Here is a 16,063-nt window from a genome sequence, read left to right as displayed (position 1 = left end):
TGTCGGCGGCAAATAATGGCGTCGACTCAAGTCGCCACATTCAAATACTTGCCCACCGACGCCGTTTTCTCCAGCGAGTACTGTTTGCTCAGATTGGCAATCATGCGGTTCAGGGCTTCAGTGGTGCTCTGGGTCGAAGCGGTCTGCTCTTCCTCCGGTCGTTCTCTCGCAGCCTGTAGCGCCGCTTTCAGCTCATCGCTGCTCACGCCACCACTGCTGTCGCTATCGAGAACCTTTAGCAGCGCGGCACTGGTGTCAGTGGTTGAAGTCGCGCTGTCGCTGGTCTGTAGTGCACTGCTCAGTTCTGTCGCGGTCACGCTGCCGTCGCCATCGGCGTCGAGCTGGCTGAACAGTTCGTCGCTGTTGATTGCTGGTGGCGGAGGCGGCGGTGGGGTCAGGCTGGCGGTGAGTTCGTCCTGGCTGACGGTGCCGTCCTTGTTCTTGTCGAGGGCGGAAAAGAGTTCGTTGCTGTCGGCGGTATTGCCGGCGCTGGTCAGGCCGCTGCTCAGTTCGTCGCTGCTGATGGCGCCGTCGCCATCGCTGTCGAGGGCGCTGATCAGAGCGTCGGCGAGGTCGGTGTCTGGTGCTTGATCGTGGGGCGGTGGCGGAGGGGGCGCCATGGCGGTCATTTCTTCGGCACTGAGGCTGCCGCTGGCGTCGCTGTCCAGATCGCCGAACTGTTTGCTCAGGTTGACCAACAGTCCGTCGTCGGACTTCTGCGACAGGGCGCTTTTCAGTTCGTCCTGATCCACCGCGCCGTCGTCGTTGCTGTCGAGTTTGGCGAACAGTTCTTTTTGCAGTTGCTGGCTGCGGGCGTTTTGCGTGGAGGTGCTGCTGGTGCTGGTATAGCTCGTGTAATTGCTGACGCTACCGATCATCGGACTCACTCCCTGGATTGGAAAACCGGCGGGTGTACCGGCTTATGCAGCGTCAGGGCGCAAGTTGTCGGGGGTATGTGGGATTTGTACCGGTGGGTACACAGACTGAAATTTCACCTCCACCCCCTGTAGGAGTGAGCGTGCTCGCGATAGCGGTGTGTCAGTCAATGCAACTCTCACAGATAAACCGCTATCGCGAGCAGGCTCACTCCTACAAGGGGATGTGTGTTTCTCAGGGGCGCGGCAGGCGAATGATGGCGGTAAGGCCACCGCCGGGGGTTTCTTCAAGATTGAGCTGGCCACCCAAACGCTGCGCTGCCTCGCGGGCAATGGTCATCCCCAACCCCACACCGCCAGAGTTGCGATTGCGCGAGCCTTCCAGGCGATAGAACGGTTCAAACACCGCTTCACGCATGTCCTCGGCAATCCCCGGGCCGTGGTCGATCACGCGGATCAGCAGTTGCTCGCGCTGATCGTGCAACTCGATGCGTGCCTGCCCGGCATAACGCAGAGCATTGTCCATGAGGTTGTTGATGCACGAACGCAGCGCCATCGGCTGCACCGGCAACGGTGCGCAATGGCCGCTGACGTGCACGTCGGCGCCCTGGTCCTGAGCGTTTTCGCACAGTGACTCGACCAGCGCCTGCACATCCATCAATTGCAACGCTTCGCTGGTGCGTTGTTCGTGCAGGTAGGTGAGGGTGGCGTCGAGCATGCCGATCATGTCGTCCAGGTCCTGACGCATCTGGCCTTGCAGCTTTTCGTCGCTGATATTTTCCAGGCGCAGTTTCAGGCGTGACAACGGTGTGCGCAAATCATGGGACACGGCACCGAGCATCCGCGCGCGCTGTTGCACCTGTTCGCGAATGCGCCGTTGCATCAGGTTGAAGGTGTGCGCGGCTTGCCGTGCTTCGCGCGGACCAGACTCATCAAGTGGCGGGCTGTCGAGGTCTTCGCTGAGGCGTTCGGCGGCGTCGCTCAGGCGCTGGATCGGGCGACTGAGCAGTTTGGCGCCGTACCATGCCGCGATCATCAGTGTGATGAATTGAAAGGTCAGCGGCACCACCGGGCCACCGAACCACGGACGCGGTGGCCGTGGCGGATAGCGTGGGTCTTGCGCCATTGGTTGGCCGTTGGCGCCTTGGGAGAATTCCGGCGGCGGCGGAGGCGGGGGCGGGCCGTAGAGACGGAACCAGGTGAACGCCAGCAGGTGCGCGAGGACGATCGCCACGAACAGCACGCCAAACAGGCGGCCGAACAGCGTGTCGAAGCGCGCCCGCATCAGCCGATGTCCCGCGCGTCGAACAGGTAACCCTCACCGCGCACGGTTTTGATCAACTGTGGCGCTTTCGGGTCGTCACCGAGTTTCTGCCGCAGGCGCGATACCAGCAAATCAATGCTGCGGTCGAACGCTTCGATCGAACGACCCCGGGCCGCGTCGAGCAATTGCTCGCGGCTGAGCACCCGGCGCGGACGCTCGATGAAAACCCATAGCAGGCGGAATTCGGCGTTGGACAGCGGCACCACCAAGCCATCGTCAGCGATCAACTGACGCAGGACGCTGTTCAGGCGCCAGTTGTCGAAACGAATGTTGGCCCGTTGCTCGGTACGGTCATCGCGCACCCGGCGCAGGATGGTCTGAATGCGCGCGACCAGTTCGCGCGGTTCGAACGGTTTGGCCATGTAGTCATCAGCGCCGAGTTCCAGGCCGATGATGCGGTCAGTCGGTTCGCACCGTGCGGTGAGCATCAGGATCGGGATGTCCGATTCGGCGCGCAGCCAGCGGCACAGCGACAAGCCGTCTTCGCCGGGCAGCATCAGGTCCAGCACGACAACGTCAAAATGCTCGGCGAGCAGCGCCTGACGCATCGCCGCACCGTCGGTCACGCCGCTGGCGTGGATATTGAAACGGGCGAGGTAATCGATCATCAGCTCGCGGATCGGCACGTCATCGTCGACGATCAGCGCGCGAATGCTCCAGCGCTTGTCGTCTTTAGGCTCATCCGTCGCGGTCATTTGGGTGTTGTGCATGAGGCTGTTCATCTGCCAGTAGGCCGCCAACCACAAAAGATGGGCTGCGAGGTTGTGGTTTCAGCATAGGCGTCCGGCCGTGAGGCGGGAAGTGCTGATGTAAGGACGTATTGCGGCTGGCGAGGCTAGCGCGGGTGCTTGTTGCTGGCATGTCGGTTGTGTATCGGAGTCGACACAATAGCAGCGAGCGCTATGCTGATCACGGTCGGCGCGACGATTTACCGATCATCGGGTGCCGCGCCGCCGCCGGTTCCGCTACAATGCGCGCCGATTTCGACCTGCCTGAGAGCCCATTCATGTCCGCCTGCCAGACTCCTATCATCGTCGCCCTGGATTTCCCCACCCGTGACGCCGCACTGAAGCTGGCCGATCAGTTGGACCCGAAACTGTGCCGGGTCAAAGTGGGCAAGGAACTGTTCACCAGTTGCGCCGCAGAAATTGTCGGTACCCTGCGTGACAAGGGTTTTGAAGTATTCCTCGATTTGAAATTTCACGACATTCCCAACACCACCGCGATGGCCGTGAAAGCCGCCGCCGAGATGGGCGTGTGGATGGTCAACGTGCATTGCTCCGGTGGTATGCGCATGATGGCCGCTTGCCGTGAAGAGCTGGACAAGCGCAGCGGTCCGCAGCCGTTGCTGATCGGCGTGACCGTGCTGACCAGCATGGAGCGTGAAGACCTGGCCGGTATCGGTCTGGATATCGAACCGCAGGAACAAGTGCTGCGACTGGCTGCGCTGGCCGAGAAGGCTGGCATGGACGGTCTGGTGTGCTCGGCGTTGGAAGCCTCGGCACTGAAAACAGCGCATCCGTCGCTGCAACTGGTGACTCCGGGGATTCGTCCGGCCGGCAGCGCGCAGGACGATCAGCGCCGCATTCTGACCCCGCGTCAGGCGCTGGATGCCGGTTCCGATTATCTGGTGATTGGCCGTCCGATCAGCCAGGCGGCGGATCCGGCACAGGCGCTGGCGTCGGTTGTAGCTGAAATCGCCTAAGCAAACACTGCAAAAACCTGTAGGAGTGAGCCTGCTCGCGATAGCGGTATGTCAAACAACGTTAATGTTGACTGACACACCGCTATCGCGAGCAGGCTCACTCCTACATTTGTTTTGTGGTGGGCTTAAACCTTCAGCACCAACTTGCCAAAGTTCTCACCGCTGAACAATTTCATCAGCGTCTCCGGAAAGGTCTCCAGACCTTCAACGATATCTTCCTTGCTCTTGAGCTGCCCCTTGGCCATCCACCCGGCCATTTCCTGTGCGGCGCTGGCGTACTGCGCCGCGTAATCCATCACCACAAAACCTTCCATCCGCGCGCGATTGACCAGCAGCGACAGATAGTTGGCCGGACCTTTGACCGCTTCCTTGTTGTTGTACTGGCTGATCGCGCCGCAGATCACCACCCGCGCCTTCATGTTCAAGCGGCTCAATACCGCATCGAGGATGTCGCCGCCGACGTTGTCGAAATACACGTCGACGCCTTTCGGGCATTCGCGTTTAAGCCCGGCCACGACATCTTCGGACTTGTAGTCGATGGCGCCGTCGAAGCCCAGTTCATCAATGAGGAACTTGCACTTGTCGGCGCCGCCGGCAATGCCGACCACGCGGCAGCCTTTGATCTTGGCAATCTGTCCGGCAATGCTGCCCACTGCACCCGCAGCGCCGGACAACACCACGGTGTCGCCGGCCTTCGGCGCACCGACATCCAGCAGGGCAAAATACGCAGTCATGCCGGTCATGCCCAGCGCAGACAAATACACCGGCAGCGGCGCCAGTTTCGGGTCGACTTTGTAGAAACCTCTGGGCTCGCCGAGGAAGTAATCCTGCACGCCAATGGCGCCGTTGACGTAGTCCCCGACCGCAAAGCCCGGGTTGTTCGAGGCGATGACTTTTCCCACGCCCAGCGCGCGCATGACTTCACCGATACCCACTGGCGGGATGTAGGACTTGCCTTCGTTCATCCAGCCACGCATGGCCGGGTCGAGGGACAGGTATTCGTTCTTGACCAGAATCTGGTTCGCTGCCGGTTCGCCCACCGGTACTTCCTGATAGGTGAAGGTCTCGCGGTTGGCCGCACCCACCGGGCGTTTGGCGAGCAGGAACTGGCGATTGGTCTGGTTGGTCATGGCAGGCACTCGAACGGAATGAAGTCTTGTTGATAGACGCTTGGCTGCATTGGCGCAAGGTTGGCTGATGCGGCGAATGCACGCCGATCCAGTGCAGTGATGATCACCGGGACGGTTTTATCACTGCGATGCATGGGCACCTAAACAGCCATTGGATAGTGCTGACGCTCGGCATACCTCAATGACTATGCTGCAAATCACCTGCAGCTATCCCTTTGAGGACATAACAATGAGCATGACGTTTTCCGGTCAAGTTGCCGTAGTCACCGGCGCGGCCAACGGCATCGGCCGGGCGACCGCCCAGGCATTCGCCGCCGAAGGTTTGAAAGTGGTGGTGGCCGATCTGGATGCGGCAGGGGGCGAGGGTACGGTAGCGCTTATTCGTACAGCCGGCGGCGAAGCGACCTTCGTGCGCTGCAACGTGACCGTCGAAAGCGAAGTGAAAAATCTGATGGATGAGGTGATCAACACCTACGGCCGTCTCGACTATGCCTTCAACAATGCCGGCATCGAAATCGAAAAAGGCAAACTGGCCGACGGCTCGATGGATGAGTTCGACGCGATCATGGGCGTCAACGTCAAGGGCGTCTGGCTGTGCATGAAGTATCAACTGCCGCTATTGCTGGCTCAGGGCGGCGGGGCGATCGTCAATACCGCCTCAGTCGCGGGGCTGGGCGCGGCACCGAAGATGAGCATCTATGCGGCGTCGAAGCATGCGGTGATCGGTTTGACCAAATCGGCAGCCATCGAATACGCCAAGAAGAAAATCCGCGTCAACGCTGTGTGTCCGGCGGTGATCGATACCGACATGTTCCGTCGCGCCTATGAGGCCGATCCGAAGAAGGGCGAATTCGCCAATGCCATGCACCCGGTCGGGCGCATCGGTAAAGTCGAGGAAATTGCCAGTGCCGTGTTGTATCTGTGCAGCGACGGTGCCGCTTTCACCACCGGCCACTCGCTGGCAGTCGATGGCGGCGTCACCGCATTCTGAACAACGCGCAATAAAAACTGCCCGCATTCGTTGCGGGCTTTTTTATGGATCACGCTCAGTTCCGTGAAGCCCCTTAAACAATGTGTATCAAATGGTTAGAACGGTCGCTTTTGGCGGCGTTGTCGCACAGCCTGTCCGGCGCGGCTGTGATTTACTGCCGCCAGCAAAACGGACAGGAGTTTGCTTGCTCATGGAATTGAGAATTGATCGACAGGCAATGGTGCCGGTCGTGCAGCAGATTGTTGACGGACTGACCGAGTGGATCCTGCAAAGTGGCGTAGAGCCGGCCACCCGTTTGCCCTCCGTGCGGCAAATCGCCCGGGATAATCTGCTCAGTCAGTCGTGTGTTGTCGAGGCGTGTGAACGGCTGGTATCGCAGGGCGTTCTGAGCGCCCGCCAAGGCACCGGGTTCATTGTCGCCGCCTCGCGGTCGACACTGGGCGCCGATGATGAATTGGCGCCATTCGAGGGCCGCTATGCCTGGTGTGATGCAGTGTGCGAGGCAGCCGGGGGGTTGAAGCTGGGGGCCGGTGGTCTGCCGCAAAGCTGGCGCGAGCCTGACGACCTCTGCTATGCGCTGCGCGAGGTGGCGCGCACCGATATGGCCAGCCTGTTCAACTACAGCACGCCTTTGGGGCTTCCGGTGTTGCGCGAGCAGATCGTCAAACGTCTGAAGCTGTTCGGTATCGAGGCTCGCAGTTCGCAGTTGCTGAGTACCTGCGGCGCCAGCCACGCGCTGGATCTGATCGTGCGCAGCTTGTTCAAGGCCGGAGACTGCGTCGTGGTCGAGACGCCAGGGTATGCGCCGCTGTTCGATCTCCTGCGCCTGCATGGCGTGCGGATGCTCGAGGTGCGTCGTACCCCGAACGGGCCGGATATCGAAGCGCTGGAGGCTTTGCTGCAACAGTTTCGGCCTGGCGCATTGTTCATCAACAGCCATCATCACAATCCCACCGGAAGTTGCCTGTCGGCGAGCGTGGCCCAACGCATCCTGCAACTGAGCAAGGCCTATGATTTGCGCGTGATCGAAGACGATGTCTACGCGGATTTGCATACGGGCAACGGTACGCGACTGGCGGCGCTGGATGATGAGGGGCGGGTCATCTATGTGGGCAGTTTTTCCAAGACGCTGAGCAGTTCGTTGCGGGTCGGGTTCGTCTTCGCCGAAACCGAAATGGTCAGGCGACTGGCTCAGGTCAAAATGATCAGCGGCTTGGGGGCGTCGAGGTTTACCGAGGCGGTGCTGGCCAGTCTGATGGTCAGCGGCGCTTACCGCAAACTGGTGCAGCGCCAGCGCCAACGCTTGAATGCCGATCGTGCCGCCGCGCTGCAGGCGCTGGAGGACGCCGATTGGGAGGTTTTCGGCAAGCCTGCGGGTGGGTTGTTCATCTGGGCGCGCTCGCGCATGACCGATCATGTTCGGGTACGCCGGCAGGCGCAGTACTGCGGCGTGTTGCTGTCAGCGCCTGATGCGTTCAGTCCCTGTGGCGAATCGGGCGACTGGTTGCGCATCAACGTCGCATACGCCTGCGATCCACGCGCTCGGCAGTTTTTTCGCAACACCGGTTCGGATCGACCTCAAGCGTTCTGAAAACGACGCGGGCGTAGCTTTTTGCCATTATTCCGACACCAGAGACTTGTGCGGGTGGATGGCCGTTGCGACTCTTCGCTCTACTGACAATGGCAGGGGACTACGCGCAATGATTTCGGCCATGCAAGCACGTTTTGCCAACCTCGGTATGGCAAAAAAACTGGGTATCGGGTTTGTACTGGTTTTGCTGCTGACCGCGCTGGTGGCAGCCATTGGCGTCTGGTCCCTGCAAACCATCAGTCAGCGTTTCGACGGGCTGAAACAGATGTCCTCGCTCAACAGTGGCTTGCTCAAGGTGCGCCTGCTCGAGCAGGAATATGCCTTGCGCGGCGATCCGAAAACCGCCGATGCCTTGCGTAAGGGCGTCGACGAACTGGTTGCTCTGGCTGATCAGCTCAAGGCACAGTCGGCGGCCAATGTGCCGGTCATGAATGATGTGCAGCAGTCGCTCGGCGCTTATCGCAAAGCGTTCGATGAGTTTGTTTCGTTGACCCAGGCCAAGGACCTCGCACTGGAAATGGCCAGTTGGTCGGTGTCCAGTGTGGCCAATAACCTCGATGTGTTGCAGGCCGGACTTGCCGACGACGGTGCGTATACCTTGAAGGACACCGAGGGCAAGGACGGAGCGCAGTTCATTGAGCAGGCCAACCAGGTCAGTCAGGTGTCGCGGTTGATGCTGCAAGCGATGAACGAAGCGCGGATTCGCCTCGATCAAAGCCGCAAGGGCGATGCCGACAGTGCCGGCAAGGGCAATATCGAACAGGCCGCGCAGGCTCAGGCGCAAGCCGAAGAACTGAAAACCACGGTCAAGGACGAGGGTTACCTGACCGTGCTCAATGAAGTGTCCGGGCATATCGCCGGTTTCAACGACAAACTGGCCGAGTACACCGGATTGCTCGCGCAGGAAAAAACCGTCTACGAGCAATTGCACCAGCGTGCCGACCAAGTGGTCGAGCGGGTGAATCAGGCTTATGTCGCTGAAGACGGCGCGATGCAGGCGGAACTGAAGAAAAACTCGCTGCTGATCGTTGGTTCATCGGCGCTGGCGTTGTTGGTCGGATTGCTGGCCGCGTGGTTGATTACTCGTCTTATCGTCGCGCCACTGCGCAGTGTGATTCAAGTCGCCCAGCAGATTGCCGCCGGTGACTTGAGTGCGACCGTGGAGGTGACCCGGCGTGACGAGATCGGCCAGTTGATGTTGGCGATGCAGCAGATGGGTGCAGGACTGAGTGCGATTGTCAGCGGGTTGCAGGCAGGTATCGAGCAACTGGCCAGTTCGGCGCAATCGCTGTCGGCGGTCACCGAGCAGACCAACCTTGAGGTCAGCAGCCAGAAGGAAGAAACCGAGCAGGTCGCCACGGCAATGAACCAGATGACCGCCACCGTGCATGACGTTGCGCGCAATGCCGAAGAGGCGGCGTTGGCTGCGCAGACGGCGGATGACAAGGTCGAGAGTGGTCAGCAGGTGGTGCGCCAGAGCATGGCGCGCATTGAGCAATTGGCTGATTCGGCGACGTCGGCCAGTTCCAGCATCGAAAGCCTCAGTGCGGAAATCCAGAATATCGGGACGGTGCTGGGGGTGATCAAAAGCGTCGCTGAGCAGACCAATCTACTGGCGCTGAATGCCGCGATCGAGGCGGCCCGGGCCGGGGAGCAGGGCAGGGGCTTTGCGGTGGTGGCCGATGAGGTGCGCGCACTGGCTCGGCGCACGCAGCAATCGACTGAGGAAATTGAACGGCTGGTGAGTGCATTGCGCTCGGCGGCGCATTCGTCGGTGCAGCAGATTCAGAGCAGCGGGGAGTTGGTGAAGCTGGCGGTGAGTGATGCGTTGCAGACCGAGAGTGCGCTGGGGAGTATTGCGGTGGCGGTGTCGTTGATTCAGCAGATGAATCAGCAGATTGCGGCGGCGGCCGAGGAGCAGAGTTCGGTGGCGGAGGAGATCAATCGCAGTGTGACGAATATTCGTGCGAGTGCGGATCAGTCGTCGATCGCGATGCGCGGGAATGCGGCTTCGAGTGTTGAACTGGCGCAGTTGGGGAGTGAGTTGCGTGGGATGGTTGGGCATTTTCGGCTTTGACGCTTTGGGCTTGGCGGCCTTTGGGCCGACCATGTTGTGGGTGGTTAGGGGGTATATCCGTTGCTTCGGGTGTTGCGGCTGGCGGTTCCGCCCTTACGGCGGGTCACTTTTGACAAACGCCTCAAAAGTAACCAAAAACGCTTGCTCCTACGTACGGCCCGCTCGCTGGGGCTCGGGGTTCCTTCGCTCCGGGATCGCTCCGGGGGCATCGCCTACGGTTTGCTTCGCTGCACCTCCTCTCGCTGTGTTTGGCTGCGCCAAACGGTCGCTACGCTCCCACCCCCGGATCAATCCCTCCACTCAGCCTTCCGACGTCGCCCGTGGATCAAGATCAAGAGCTGCAGCCGAGCTAACGCTCATCCTGTTGAGTGGTGAGGAGCTGATGCGGTTGCGAGGTGGGCGTTGCTTTTGCTTTTCTGTGGGAGTGAGCTTGCTCGCGAAGGCGGCCTGACAGCCGACCCATCTCTGCCGAATGTACTCAAACCATGTGGGAGCGAGCCTGCTCGCGAAAGCGGCCTGACAGCCGACCCATCTCTGTCAGATGTGCTCAATCCCATTGTAGGAGTGAGCCTGCTCGCGATCGTGGTCTGGCAGCCAACCCATCTCTGCCGGATGTACTCAAACCATGTGGGAGCGAGCTTGCTCGCGAAAGCGGCCTCACATCCACCGGGTGTCTATCGTGTTCACTCCCGCGAGCCCACAAAAAAGCCACCTCTCGGTGGCTTCTCTCTCAACCTCTGCAATCAGTCGTAAATCACTTTCTTCTTCCAGTCGGCATCTGCCTCGGCATCTTTGAGGCCGGCGGTCAGTTGGTTCTCTTCGCCTTCAACCGGTGCAATCTTGTCCATGACCTGGGCGTTGGCGCGGGCCAGCAGTTTTTCCAGGTATTGCAGTTGTTCTGCATACACCTGCGGATCTTGCTGTTTGCGCAGGTATTGCACGCCGCGTTCGAAGGCGAGGCGGGCCTGGCCGGGCTGGTTTTGTTGCAGGGACTGTTGGCCGAGGTTGTTGAAGAATTCGATGTGCAGCAGCACCAGAATGTGGCGGACTTCGCGGATCCAGTGCTTGGCTTCGTTCGGTGGCAGGAAGCCGTCGTGGGCGGCGCGGGTGATCTGGCCGTGAAGGGCTTCGAGCAGGAAGCGTACGTCTTTGGCTTTGGCTTCGGTCAGGATCGGCGCCGGTGGGTTGTTGACCGGGATCGATTCACCTTGCGCGACCAGGGCGCTCAGTTCGGTGATGCGCGCTTTGGTGGTGGCGCTGGTTTTTTCCAGGTTCAACAGACGTTGACAGACGTTCAGTTCCAGACGGGTGAGCAGCAGCTTGAGTGCCGGGGTCATGAACTGGCCCGGGAAGGTCTCGGTCAGTTCGCCGCAGCGGCGCAGGCGGTCGTTGAGTTCGACCTTGGTACGGGCCTTCTCCAGTTTGTTGTTTTCCACCACATGGTTCATGTAGCCAATGGCGATCAGAATTGCGATCCCGGCTATGACTAGCAGGGTGATCATGAGTGGTGTCACCGGTAAGACCTCTTTATAGGGTTCGCATGCGAGTGTAGTGGCTGGGCAATTAACCGCCTAGCGCCGCTCGACTGGTTGGATCGGCAGGTTCAATCTGTATCGGCCGCACGCTGCTTATATGAATGCTGGCGCTGCGGGTGCAGATTGCCATCACTGTGCGGTGGACTATAACGTCTTGGCGAGTGGCGGAATATAGGCGTCAATCGTCGGGCGACGGAAAAGCCCGGTTGCTGCCGTAAAGCAGGTCGAAGTCATTGATTTAAATAAATTTATATCAAGGGGTTGACGACCTCTCAATCCATCCATAGAATGCGCGCCACTTGCAGCGTAAAGCACACAGCGAAGCGCGGCAGGGAGTGAATGTTGTAGTGTGTCCCCTTCGTCTAGTGGCCTAGGACACCGCCCTTTCACGGCGGTAACAGGGGTTCGAGTCCCCTAGGGGACGCCAATGCGGGAATAGCTCAGTTGGTAGAGCACGACCTTGCCAAGGTCGGGGTCGCGAGTTCGAGTCTCGTTTCCCGCTCCAATTTTAAACAGCAGTGCTTTCGGGCGGTGCTGAGTGAAACCAGAGCCAAGTCTTCGGATACGGATCTGGACACCGAAACACACACCATGTGTTCCGGGTAGCGTGTCCCCTTCGTCTAGTGGCCTAGGACACCGCCCTTTCACGGCGGTAACAGGGGTTCGAGTCCCCTAGGGGACGCCATTTGCGGGAATAGCTCAGTTGGTAGAGCACGACCTTGCCAAGGTCGGGGTCGCGAGTTCGAGTCTCGTTTCCCGCTCCAAATTCTAGAAACGCCGCTCCGTGAGCGGCGTTTTTATTAGTGAAAGTTGTAGCCTGTGTCCCCTTCGTCTAGTGGCCTAGGACACCGCCCTTTCACGGCGGTAACAGGGGTTCGAGTCCCCTAGGGGACGCCATTGCGGGAATAGCTCAGTTGGTAGAGCACGACCTTGCCAAGGTCGGGGTCGCGAGTTCGAGTCTCGTTTCCCGCTCCATATTCACAAAAACGCCGCTCAATAGAGCGGCGTTTTTGTATGCGCGTGATGTGTGGTTGTGCCATCAGGTCATGCAGAAAAAGGCCCGTCGAAGCGATTCGGCGGGCCTTTTTGCGTTTTGCGTCTGTCTACCAGGACAGCATCAGGCGGCCGGCAAACAGAATCAGCACTACGCCCATGGTGCGTTCGAACCAATGTCCCATGCGCATGAACAGCAGGCGTACTTTGCTGCTCGAGAAAAACAGCGCCACGATCACGAACCACAGCGCGTTTACAAAACACATCCACAAACCATAGAACGCCTGGATTTGCAGAGGTGTTTCAGCGCTGATGATTGTGGTGAAGATGGCCAGGAAAAATAGCGTGGCCTTGGGGTTGGTTGCGTTGGTCAGAAAACCGGTGCTGAAGGCTTTGAACAAGGTTTGTGCAACCACCGCCTCCTCACTGTTTTTCTCACCTTCAAGGGCCGATTTGGGTTTACTGCGCAGCAGACTGATACCCAAATACAGGATGTAAGCGCCGCCGATCACTTTGGCGACGGTCAACAACCAAGGGGTCGTGTGCATCAATGCCCCCACGCCCAGTAGCGTGTACAGCACGTGTACGGAAATCCCCGCGCCAATACCCAGCGCCGTGCAGATCCCCACCAGTCGGCCGAAGCGTACGCTTTGGCGAATAGTCACCGCGAAGTCCGGGCCGGGAGCAACCACAGCCAGGAAGTGAATAGTGGCCAGCGCCAGAAACTCGCCCAGATAATTCGAATACATCTCAGCTCCAGTAGGTCAGGGGTGAAGCATTGCCGCGATAGCCGACAAAAAAGGAAAGGCTCAAGCGCGGATCTGCCACGCCCGGGGTCACCGAGTGCATGCGACGCGAATTGAACATGATGAAATCGCCGGGTTGCGGTCGGACTTCCAGCGCGGGTGGGCCGAGCAGCGCCGGTTCGATGCCGTAACTGTCGCCACGCATCTCGTCGAACTGATCCGGGGTGATGTCGTCGTCCCACATCTGCAGCGCACCGCCCTCGGTCGGCATGTTCAGATAGACGTTGCAGGCGAACTGCGCCTCCAGGCTGCGGGCCTGGAAACTGTCCGGGGCGTCCTTGGCGAAGATGTCGTGATGGGCCAGGAAGCACACGCCGGGTTTCACTACTCGCGATAGGCCGACATACATTTTCCGGCCGTAGAGATTTTCCAGGTGTGCGCCGGCCGGCCAGGATTCGTCGAGCATGCAGCGCAAGGTATCGATCGGTGAGGAATAGGGGGCGCAGCGATTGCGCAGTTCCGCGATGTTGCTGGTGGCGCGTTCGAAGTAGTCTTCGATCAGTAACGGCTGGTTTTCCGCCTCATAAAAAGCCATGCCGATGCGGCCGATGCTCGGTGCGTTGATGTAACCCTCAAAACCTGGAGCAAGAATTTTGTTGCCAATCTGAATGGCCAGCGGCTCAGGCAGAAAACCTTTGACGCGGATGGCGAGGACTTCTTCGTTGGCCAGTTTTTTTATGCACGTCTCATCGAGACGCTCGACGTCTAGCATCATTGTTTTTAGGTCCATCTATCGATAGTCAACGGAACCGGCGAATGCGGTTCCCCCGGCGTCGGACGCTGCGTGAGGCAGCGCCCGAAATGCTCAATCCACGCTGTAGTGGACGGACAACGTGCCTTTCTTCTGCGAAAGGGACGCGATCGTGACTGTGCCCAGATCCTTCAGGCTACGTACATGGGTGCCGCCGCAGCCATAGGCGGGCAGTTCACCAAAACCGATTTCCCGCGCACCTTCGCGTAGCGAGGTCAGGCGGGGCAGGTCGTGCTCGATCCAGTGGTCGATCCCGGTTTGAACGGTCTCGGTGTCGACTTCCTGCGCAGCATCGCCGGGTTTGAATTGCACTCGACCTTCATCCGGCCAGTGGTGTGCCTTGATCGGCATCCAGCCCATGGCCTGAACGAAATGTCCGATCAGATGGCCGGCCGAATGCATACGGGTGTTGAAGCTGCGGCGTTCTCCATCGACATGGATACAGGTCATGCCAAGCTTTACGGGGCGGTCGACGTAATGAACGATCCGGTCCGGTTCCTGTACGACGCGTAATACCTGGCTCTCATCGATCCAGCCGGTATCGCAGGGCTGGCCACCCCCTTGCGGATGGAACAGGGTGGCGCGCAGCACCACCGCAAATTCGTTCTCGTGGGGCGTGCAGTCGAGGACTTCTACATTAGCCTTGAGGTCATCACTATGGAAAAAGAGGCGAAGCGTCATATTCCATGCCCTTATTTAAATTTCTATTTTTATTATATGAATCGTGTAATAACGTGATAATCCGTTAAAACATCAAAGGACTTGTGCGCTGTGAGCATAAATCTTCCGCTCCCGCTGCTCGGTGAGATGGCAATCTTCGTCAAGGTCGTGGAGACCGGCAGCTTTTCTGAAGCGGCTCGGCAACTGGGTTCATCGCCGTCGGCGGTCAGTCGCAGTATTTCGCGGCTGGAAAAAGCCTTGGCCACGCGACTGTTGCAGCGCACTACGCGCAAGCTGCGTTTGAGTGATGGCGGCGAAGAGGTATTCAAGCGTTGTCAGGAGATGGTAAGCGCGGCCAAGTCAGTGATGGAAATCAGTGGCCAGTTCACCCATGAAGCGGAAGGGCTGGTGCGGGTCAGCGTGCCAAAAGCAGTCGGGCGGTTTGTGATTCATCCGCACATGCCCGAGTTTCTGCGGCGTTATCCCAAGGTTGATGTCGAGTTGCTACTGGAAGATCGCCAGGTCGATTTGATCGACGACCATGTCGATCTGGCCATTCGTATTACGGATCGACCACCGGCCGGGTTGGTCGGGCGGCAATTGCTGACCATCGATCATTTGCTCTGTGCCACGCCGCAGTACCTGGCCGAGCACGGCACCCCGACTCACCCTCATGATTTGCTCAATCACAGCTGTATTTATCTGGGTGAAACCCCCAGCGATGCACGCTGGAAATTCAAGAAAGGCAGCAAAGCGGTAACGGTGGGTGTGCGCGGTCGCTATGCCGCCAATCACACCGGTGTGCGATTGGGTGCGGTGTTGCAGCACATCGGCATTGGCAGCCTGCCGTATTTCACTGCCCGTTACGCACTTGAGCAGAAGTTGATTGTGCAGGTGCTGCCGGACTGGACCTTTCTGGCGTCCTACCATGGCGGACTGTGGTTGCTGCATTCGCCGACGCGCTATCTGCCACCCAAGTTGCGCGTGTTTATCGACTATCTGGTGGAGTGTCTGCAGAAAGAGCCGACCTTGAGCAAGCCGGGCAAGTCAGGTGGTGCGAGTAACGCAGCCATGGCGTATGAATTACCGGAAAGCGAAGGTCTGCTCTAACGCCAATGCAAAAAAATGCCCGCATGGACAACCATGCGGGCGTTTTCATAACGGCGCGAAAATCAGTGCTTGCTGTCCTGAGCGGACATCGCCAGCAGCTGTTTTTCCTGATTCCAGTCGAACGGTTCGTCGTTCTGTTCAGCTTCGTAACGGCGCTCTTCCAGGGCCTGATACAGGTCGATCTCTTCATCGGAAAGGTAGTGCAGGCAGTCACCGGCGAAGAACCACAGCAGATCGCGCGGGATCAGGTGGGCGATTTGCGGATAACGGCTAATCACTTGAGTCAGGATGTCCTGGCCCAGGTATTGGCTTTCGATCGGATCGATCGGCAGCGATGCGAGCAGTTCGTCGAAGCGCTCCAGGAACAGGGCATGGCTTTCTTCGGGAACCTGTTCGGCCTCACCTACGGCGACCAGGATGCTGCGCAGGTGGTCGAGTAATACAAGATGATCGGCAACGACGTTGGACACGAGATAAGTCCTCAAGAGCAAAACGGGCGCGGGAGTATAAAGCTC

15 protein-coding genes, 6 tRNA genes and 1 pseudogene are annotated in these 16,063 nt (G+C 59.2%); 12 read left to right on the top strand and 10 right to left on the bottom strand.

Annotated elements, in window-relative coordinates:
* Positions 1 to 26: 26 nt before the first annotated feature.
* The 3 genes from xopAW to CKW17_RS16225 form a co-directional block, all read right to left on the bottom strand.
* Positions 27 to 878, bottom strand: coding sequence for an EF-hand domain-containing protein (xopAW, locus tag CKW17_RS16235; protein ID WP_095120606.1), 852 nt, complete (start codon positions 876 to 878; stop codon positions 27 to 29).
* 232 nt (positions 879 to 1,110) lie between these two features.
* A complete protein-coding gene (locus CKW17_RS16230) occupies positions 1,111 to 2,160 on the bottom strand; it encodes a HAMP domain-containing sensor histidine kinase (protein ID WP_095120605.1) in 1,050 nt (349 codons plus the stop codon).
* Complete coding sequence (locus tag CKW17_RS16225) at positions 2,160 to 2,921, bottom strand: response regulator (RefSeq protein WP_007917450.1); 762 nt, start codon at positions 2,919 to 2,921, stop codon at positions 2,160 to 2,162. Before CKW17_RS16225 ends, CKW17_RS16230 begins: the two co-directional genes overlap by 1 nt.
* A gap of 284 nt (positions 2,922 to 3,205) precedes the next feature.
* On the opposite strand from CKW17_RS16225, the gene pyrF reads away from it, so the two are divergent.
* Entirely contained in the window at positions 3,206 to 3,904 is a 699-nt protein-coding gene (gene pyrF, locus CKW17_RS16220) for an orotidine-5'-phosphate decarboxylase (RefSeq protein ID WP_175559628.1), read from the top strand.
* 125 nt (positions 3,905 to 4,029) lie between these two features.
* Here pyrF and CKW17_RS16215 read toward each other — a convergent pair whose 3' ends face one another.
* Both CKW17_RS16215 and CKW17_RS30390 read right to left on the bottom strand, forming a co-directional pair.
* Positions 4,030 to 5,034, bottom strand: a complete 1,005-nt coding sequence (locus CKW17_RS16215; RefSeq protein ID WP_095120604.1) for an NADP-dependent oxidoreductase — start codon at positions 5,032 to 5,034, stop codon at positions 4,030 to 4,032.
* On the bottom strand, positions 5,031 to 5,168 hold the full coding sequence (locus CKW17_RS30390) for a hypothetical protein (RefSeq protein WP_176470080.1): 138 nt from the start codon (positions 5,166 to 5,168) through the stop codon (positions 5,031 to 5,033). Before CKW17_RS30390 ends, CKW17_RS16215 begins: the two co-directional genes overlap by 4 nt.
* Positions 5,169 to 5,263: 95 nt before the next feature.
* Here CKW17_RS30390 and CKW17_RS16210 point away from each other — a divergent pair, with 95 nt between their 5' ends.
* The 4 genes and pseudogenes from CKW17_RS16210 to CKW17_RS30765 all read left to right on the top strand — a co-directional run bounded on the left by CKW17_RS16210 (position 5,264) and on the right by CKW17_RS30765 (position 9,693).
* Complete coding sequence (locus CKW17_RS16210) at positions 5,264 to 6,025, top strand: SDR family oxidoreductase (RefSeq protein WP_016983635.1); 762 nt, start codon at positions 5,264 to 5,266, stop codon at positions 6,023 to 6,025.
* A gap of 190 nt (positions 6,026 to 6,215) precedes the next feature.
* Positions 6,216 to 7,616, top strand: coding sequence for a PLP-dependent aminotransferase family protein (locus CKW17_RS16205; RefSeq protein WP_095120603.1), 1,401 nt, complete (start codon positions 6,216 to 6,218; stop codon positions 7,614 to 7,616).
* A gap of 58 nt (positions 7,617 to 7,674) precedes the next feature.
* Positions 7,675 to 8,832: pseudogene (locus CKW17_RS30770) on the top strand (HAMP domain-containing protein); the annotation flags it as partial.
* A complete protein-coding gene (locus tag CKW17_RS30765) occupies positions 8,812 to 9,693 on the top strand; it encodes a methyl-accepting chemotaxis protein (protein ID WP_371850958.1) in 882 nt (293 codons plus the stop codon). The pseudogene CKW17_RS30770 and the gene CKW17_RS30765, both read left to right, overlap by 21 nt.
* 743 nt (positions 9,694 to 10,436) lie before the next feature.
* Here the strand turns inward: CKW17_RS30765 and CKW17_RS16195 are convergent.
* Positions 10,437 to 11,195, bottom strand: coding sequence for a hypothetical protein (locus CKW17_RS16195; protein WP_038364524.1), 759 nt, complete (start codon positions 11,193 to 11,195; stop codon positions 10,437 to 10,439).
* A 384-nt stretch (positions 11,196 to 11,579) separates the two neighbouring features.
* Here CKW17_RS16195 and CKW17_RS16190 point away from each other — a divergent pair.
* The 6 genes from CKW17_RS16190 to CKW17_RS16165 all read left to right on the top strand — a co-directional run bounded on the left by CKW17_RS16190 (position 11,580) and on the right by CKW17_RS16165 (position 12,203).
* Positions 11,580 to 11,655, top strand: a tRNA-Glu gene (locus tag CKW17_RS16190).
* Positions 11,656 to 11,657: 2 nt separating this feature from the next.
* A tRNA-Gly gene (locus CKW17_RS16185) sits at positions 11,658 to 11,733 on the top strand.
* Positions 11,734 to 11,837: 104 nt separating this feature from the next.
* A tRNA-Glu gene (locus tag CKW17_RS16180) sits at positions 11,838 to 11,913 on the top strand.
* Between the two features lie 3 nt (positions 11,914 to 11,916).
* Positions 11,917 to 11,992 (top strand) — tRNA-Gly (locus tag CKW17_RS16175).
* 57 nt (positions 11,993 to 12,049) lie between these two features.
* Positions 12,050 to 12,125 (top strand) — tRNA-Glu (locus tag CKW17_RS16170).
* A 2-nt stretch (positions 12,126 to 12,127) separates the two neighbouring features.
* Positions 12,128 to 12,203: transfer RNA gene (locus tag CKW17_RS16165), tRNA-Gly, on the top strand.
* Between the two features lie 128 nt (positions 12,204 to 12,331).
* Here CKW17_RS16165 and CKW17_RS16160 read toward each other — a convergent pair.
* The 3 genes from CKW17_RS16160 to CKW17_RS16150 all read right to left on the bottom strand — a co-directional run bounded on the left by CKW17_RS16160 (position 12,332) and on the right by CKW17_RS16150 (position 14,459).
* Positions 12,332 to 12,970, bottom strand: a complete 639-nt coding sequence (locus tag CKW17_RS16160; RefSeq protein WP_095120601.1) for a LysE family translocator — start codon at positions 12,968 to 12,970, stop codon at positions 12,332 to 12,334.
* A gap of 1 nt (position 12,971) precedes the next feature.
* Positions 12,972 to 13,742, bottom strand: a complete 771-nt coding sequence (locus CKW17_RS16155; protein WP_095120600.1) for a 2OG-Fe(II) oxygenase — start codon at positions 13,740 to 13,742, stop codon at positions 12,972 to 12,974.
* Positions 13,743 to 13,832: 90 nt separating this feature from the next.
* Positions 13,833 to 14,459 (bottom strand): hypothetical protein, encoded by a 627-nt coding sequence (locus CKW17_RS16150; protein WP_095120599.1) that lies wholly within the window; start codon positions 14,457 to 14,459, stop codon positions 13,833 to 13,835.
* 90 nt (positions 14,460 to 14,549) lie between these two features.
* Here CKW17_RS16150 and CKW17_RS16145 point away from each other — a divergent pair, with 90 nt between their 5' ends.
* Positions 14,550 to 15,548 (top strand): LysR family transcriptional regulator, encoded by a 999-nt coding sequence (locus CKW17_RS16145; RefSeq protein WP_077574093.1) that lies wholly within the window; start codon positions 14,550 to 14,552, stop codon positions 15,546 to 15,548.
* A 62-nt stretch (positions 15,549 to 15,610) separates the two neighbouring features.
* Here the strand turns inward: CKW17_RS16145 and CKW17_RS16140 are convergent, their stop codons facing one another.
* The gene (locus CKW17_RS16140; RefSeq protein ID WP_039760212.1) at positions 15,611 to 16,018 is read right to left on the bottom strand and encodes a PA2817 family protein; all 408 of its coding nucleotides are present in this window, start codon (positions 16,016 to 16,018) and stop codon (positions 15,611 to 15,613) included.
* Between the last annotated feature and the right edge of the window lie 45 nt (positions 16,019 to 16,063).

The sequence above is a fragment of the Pseudomonas sp. Irchel s3f10 genome (assembly GCF_900187515.1).
Classification (GTDB): Bacteria; Pseudomonadota; Gammaproteobacteria; order Pseudomonadales; family Pseudomonadaceae; genus Aquipseudomonas; species Aquipseudomonas tensinigenes.
The sequence above is the reverse complement of the archived record's forward strand: the minus strand, read 5'-3'. Positions and strand labels throughout refer to the sequence as shown.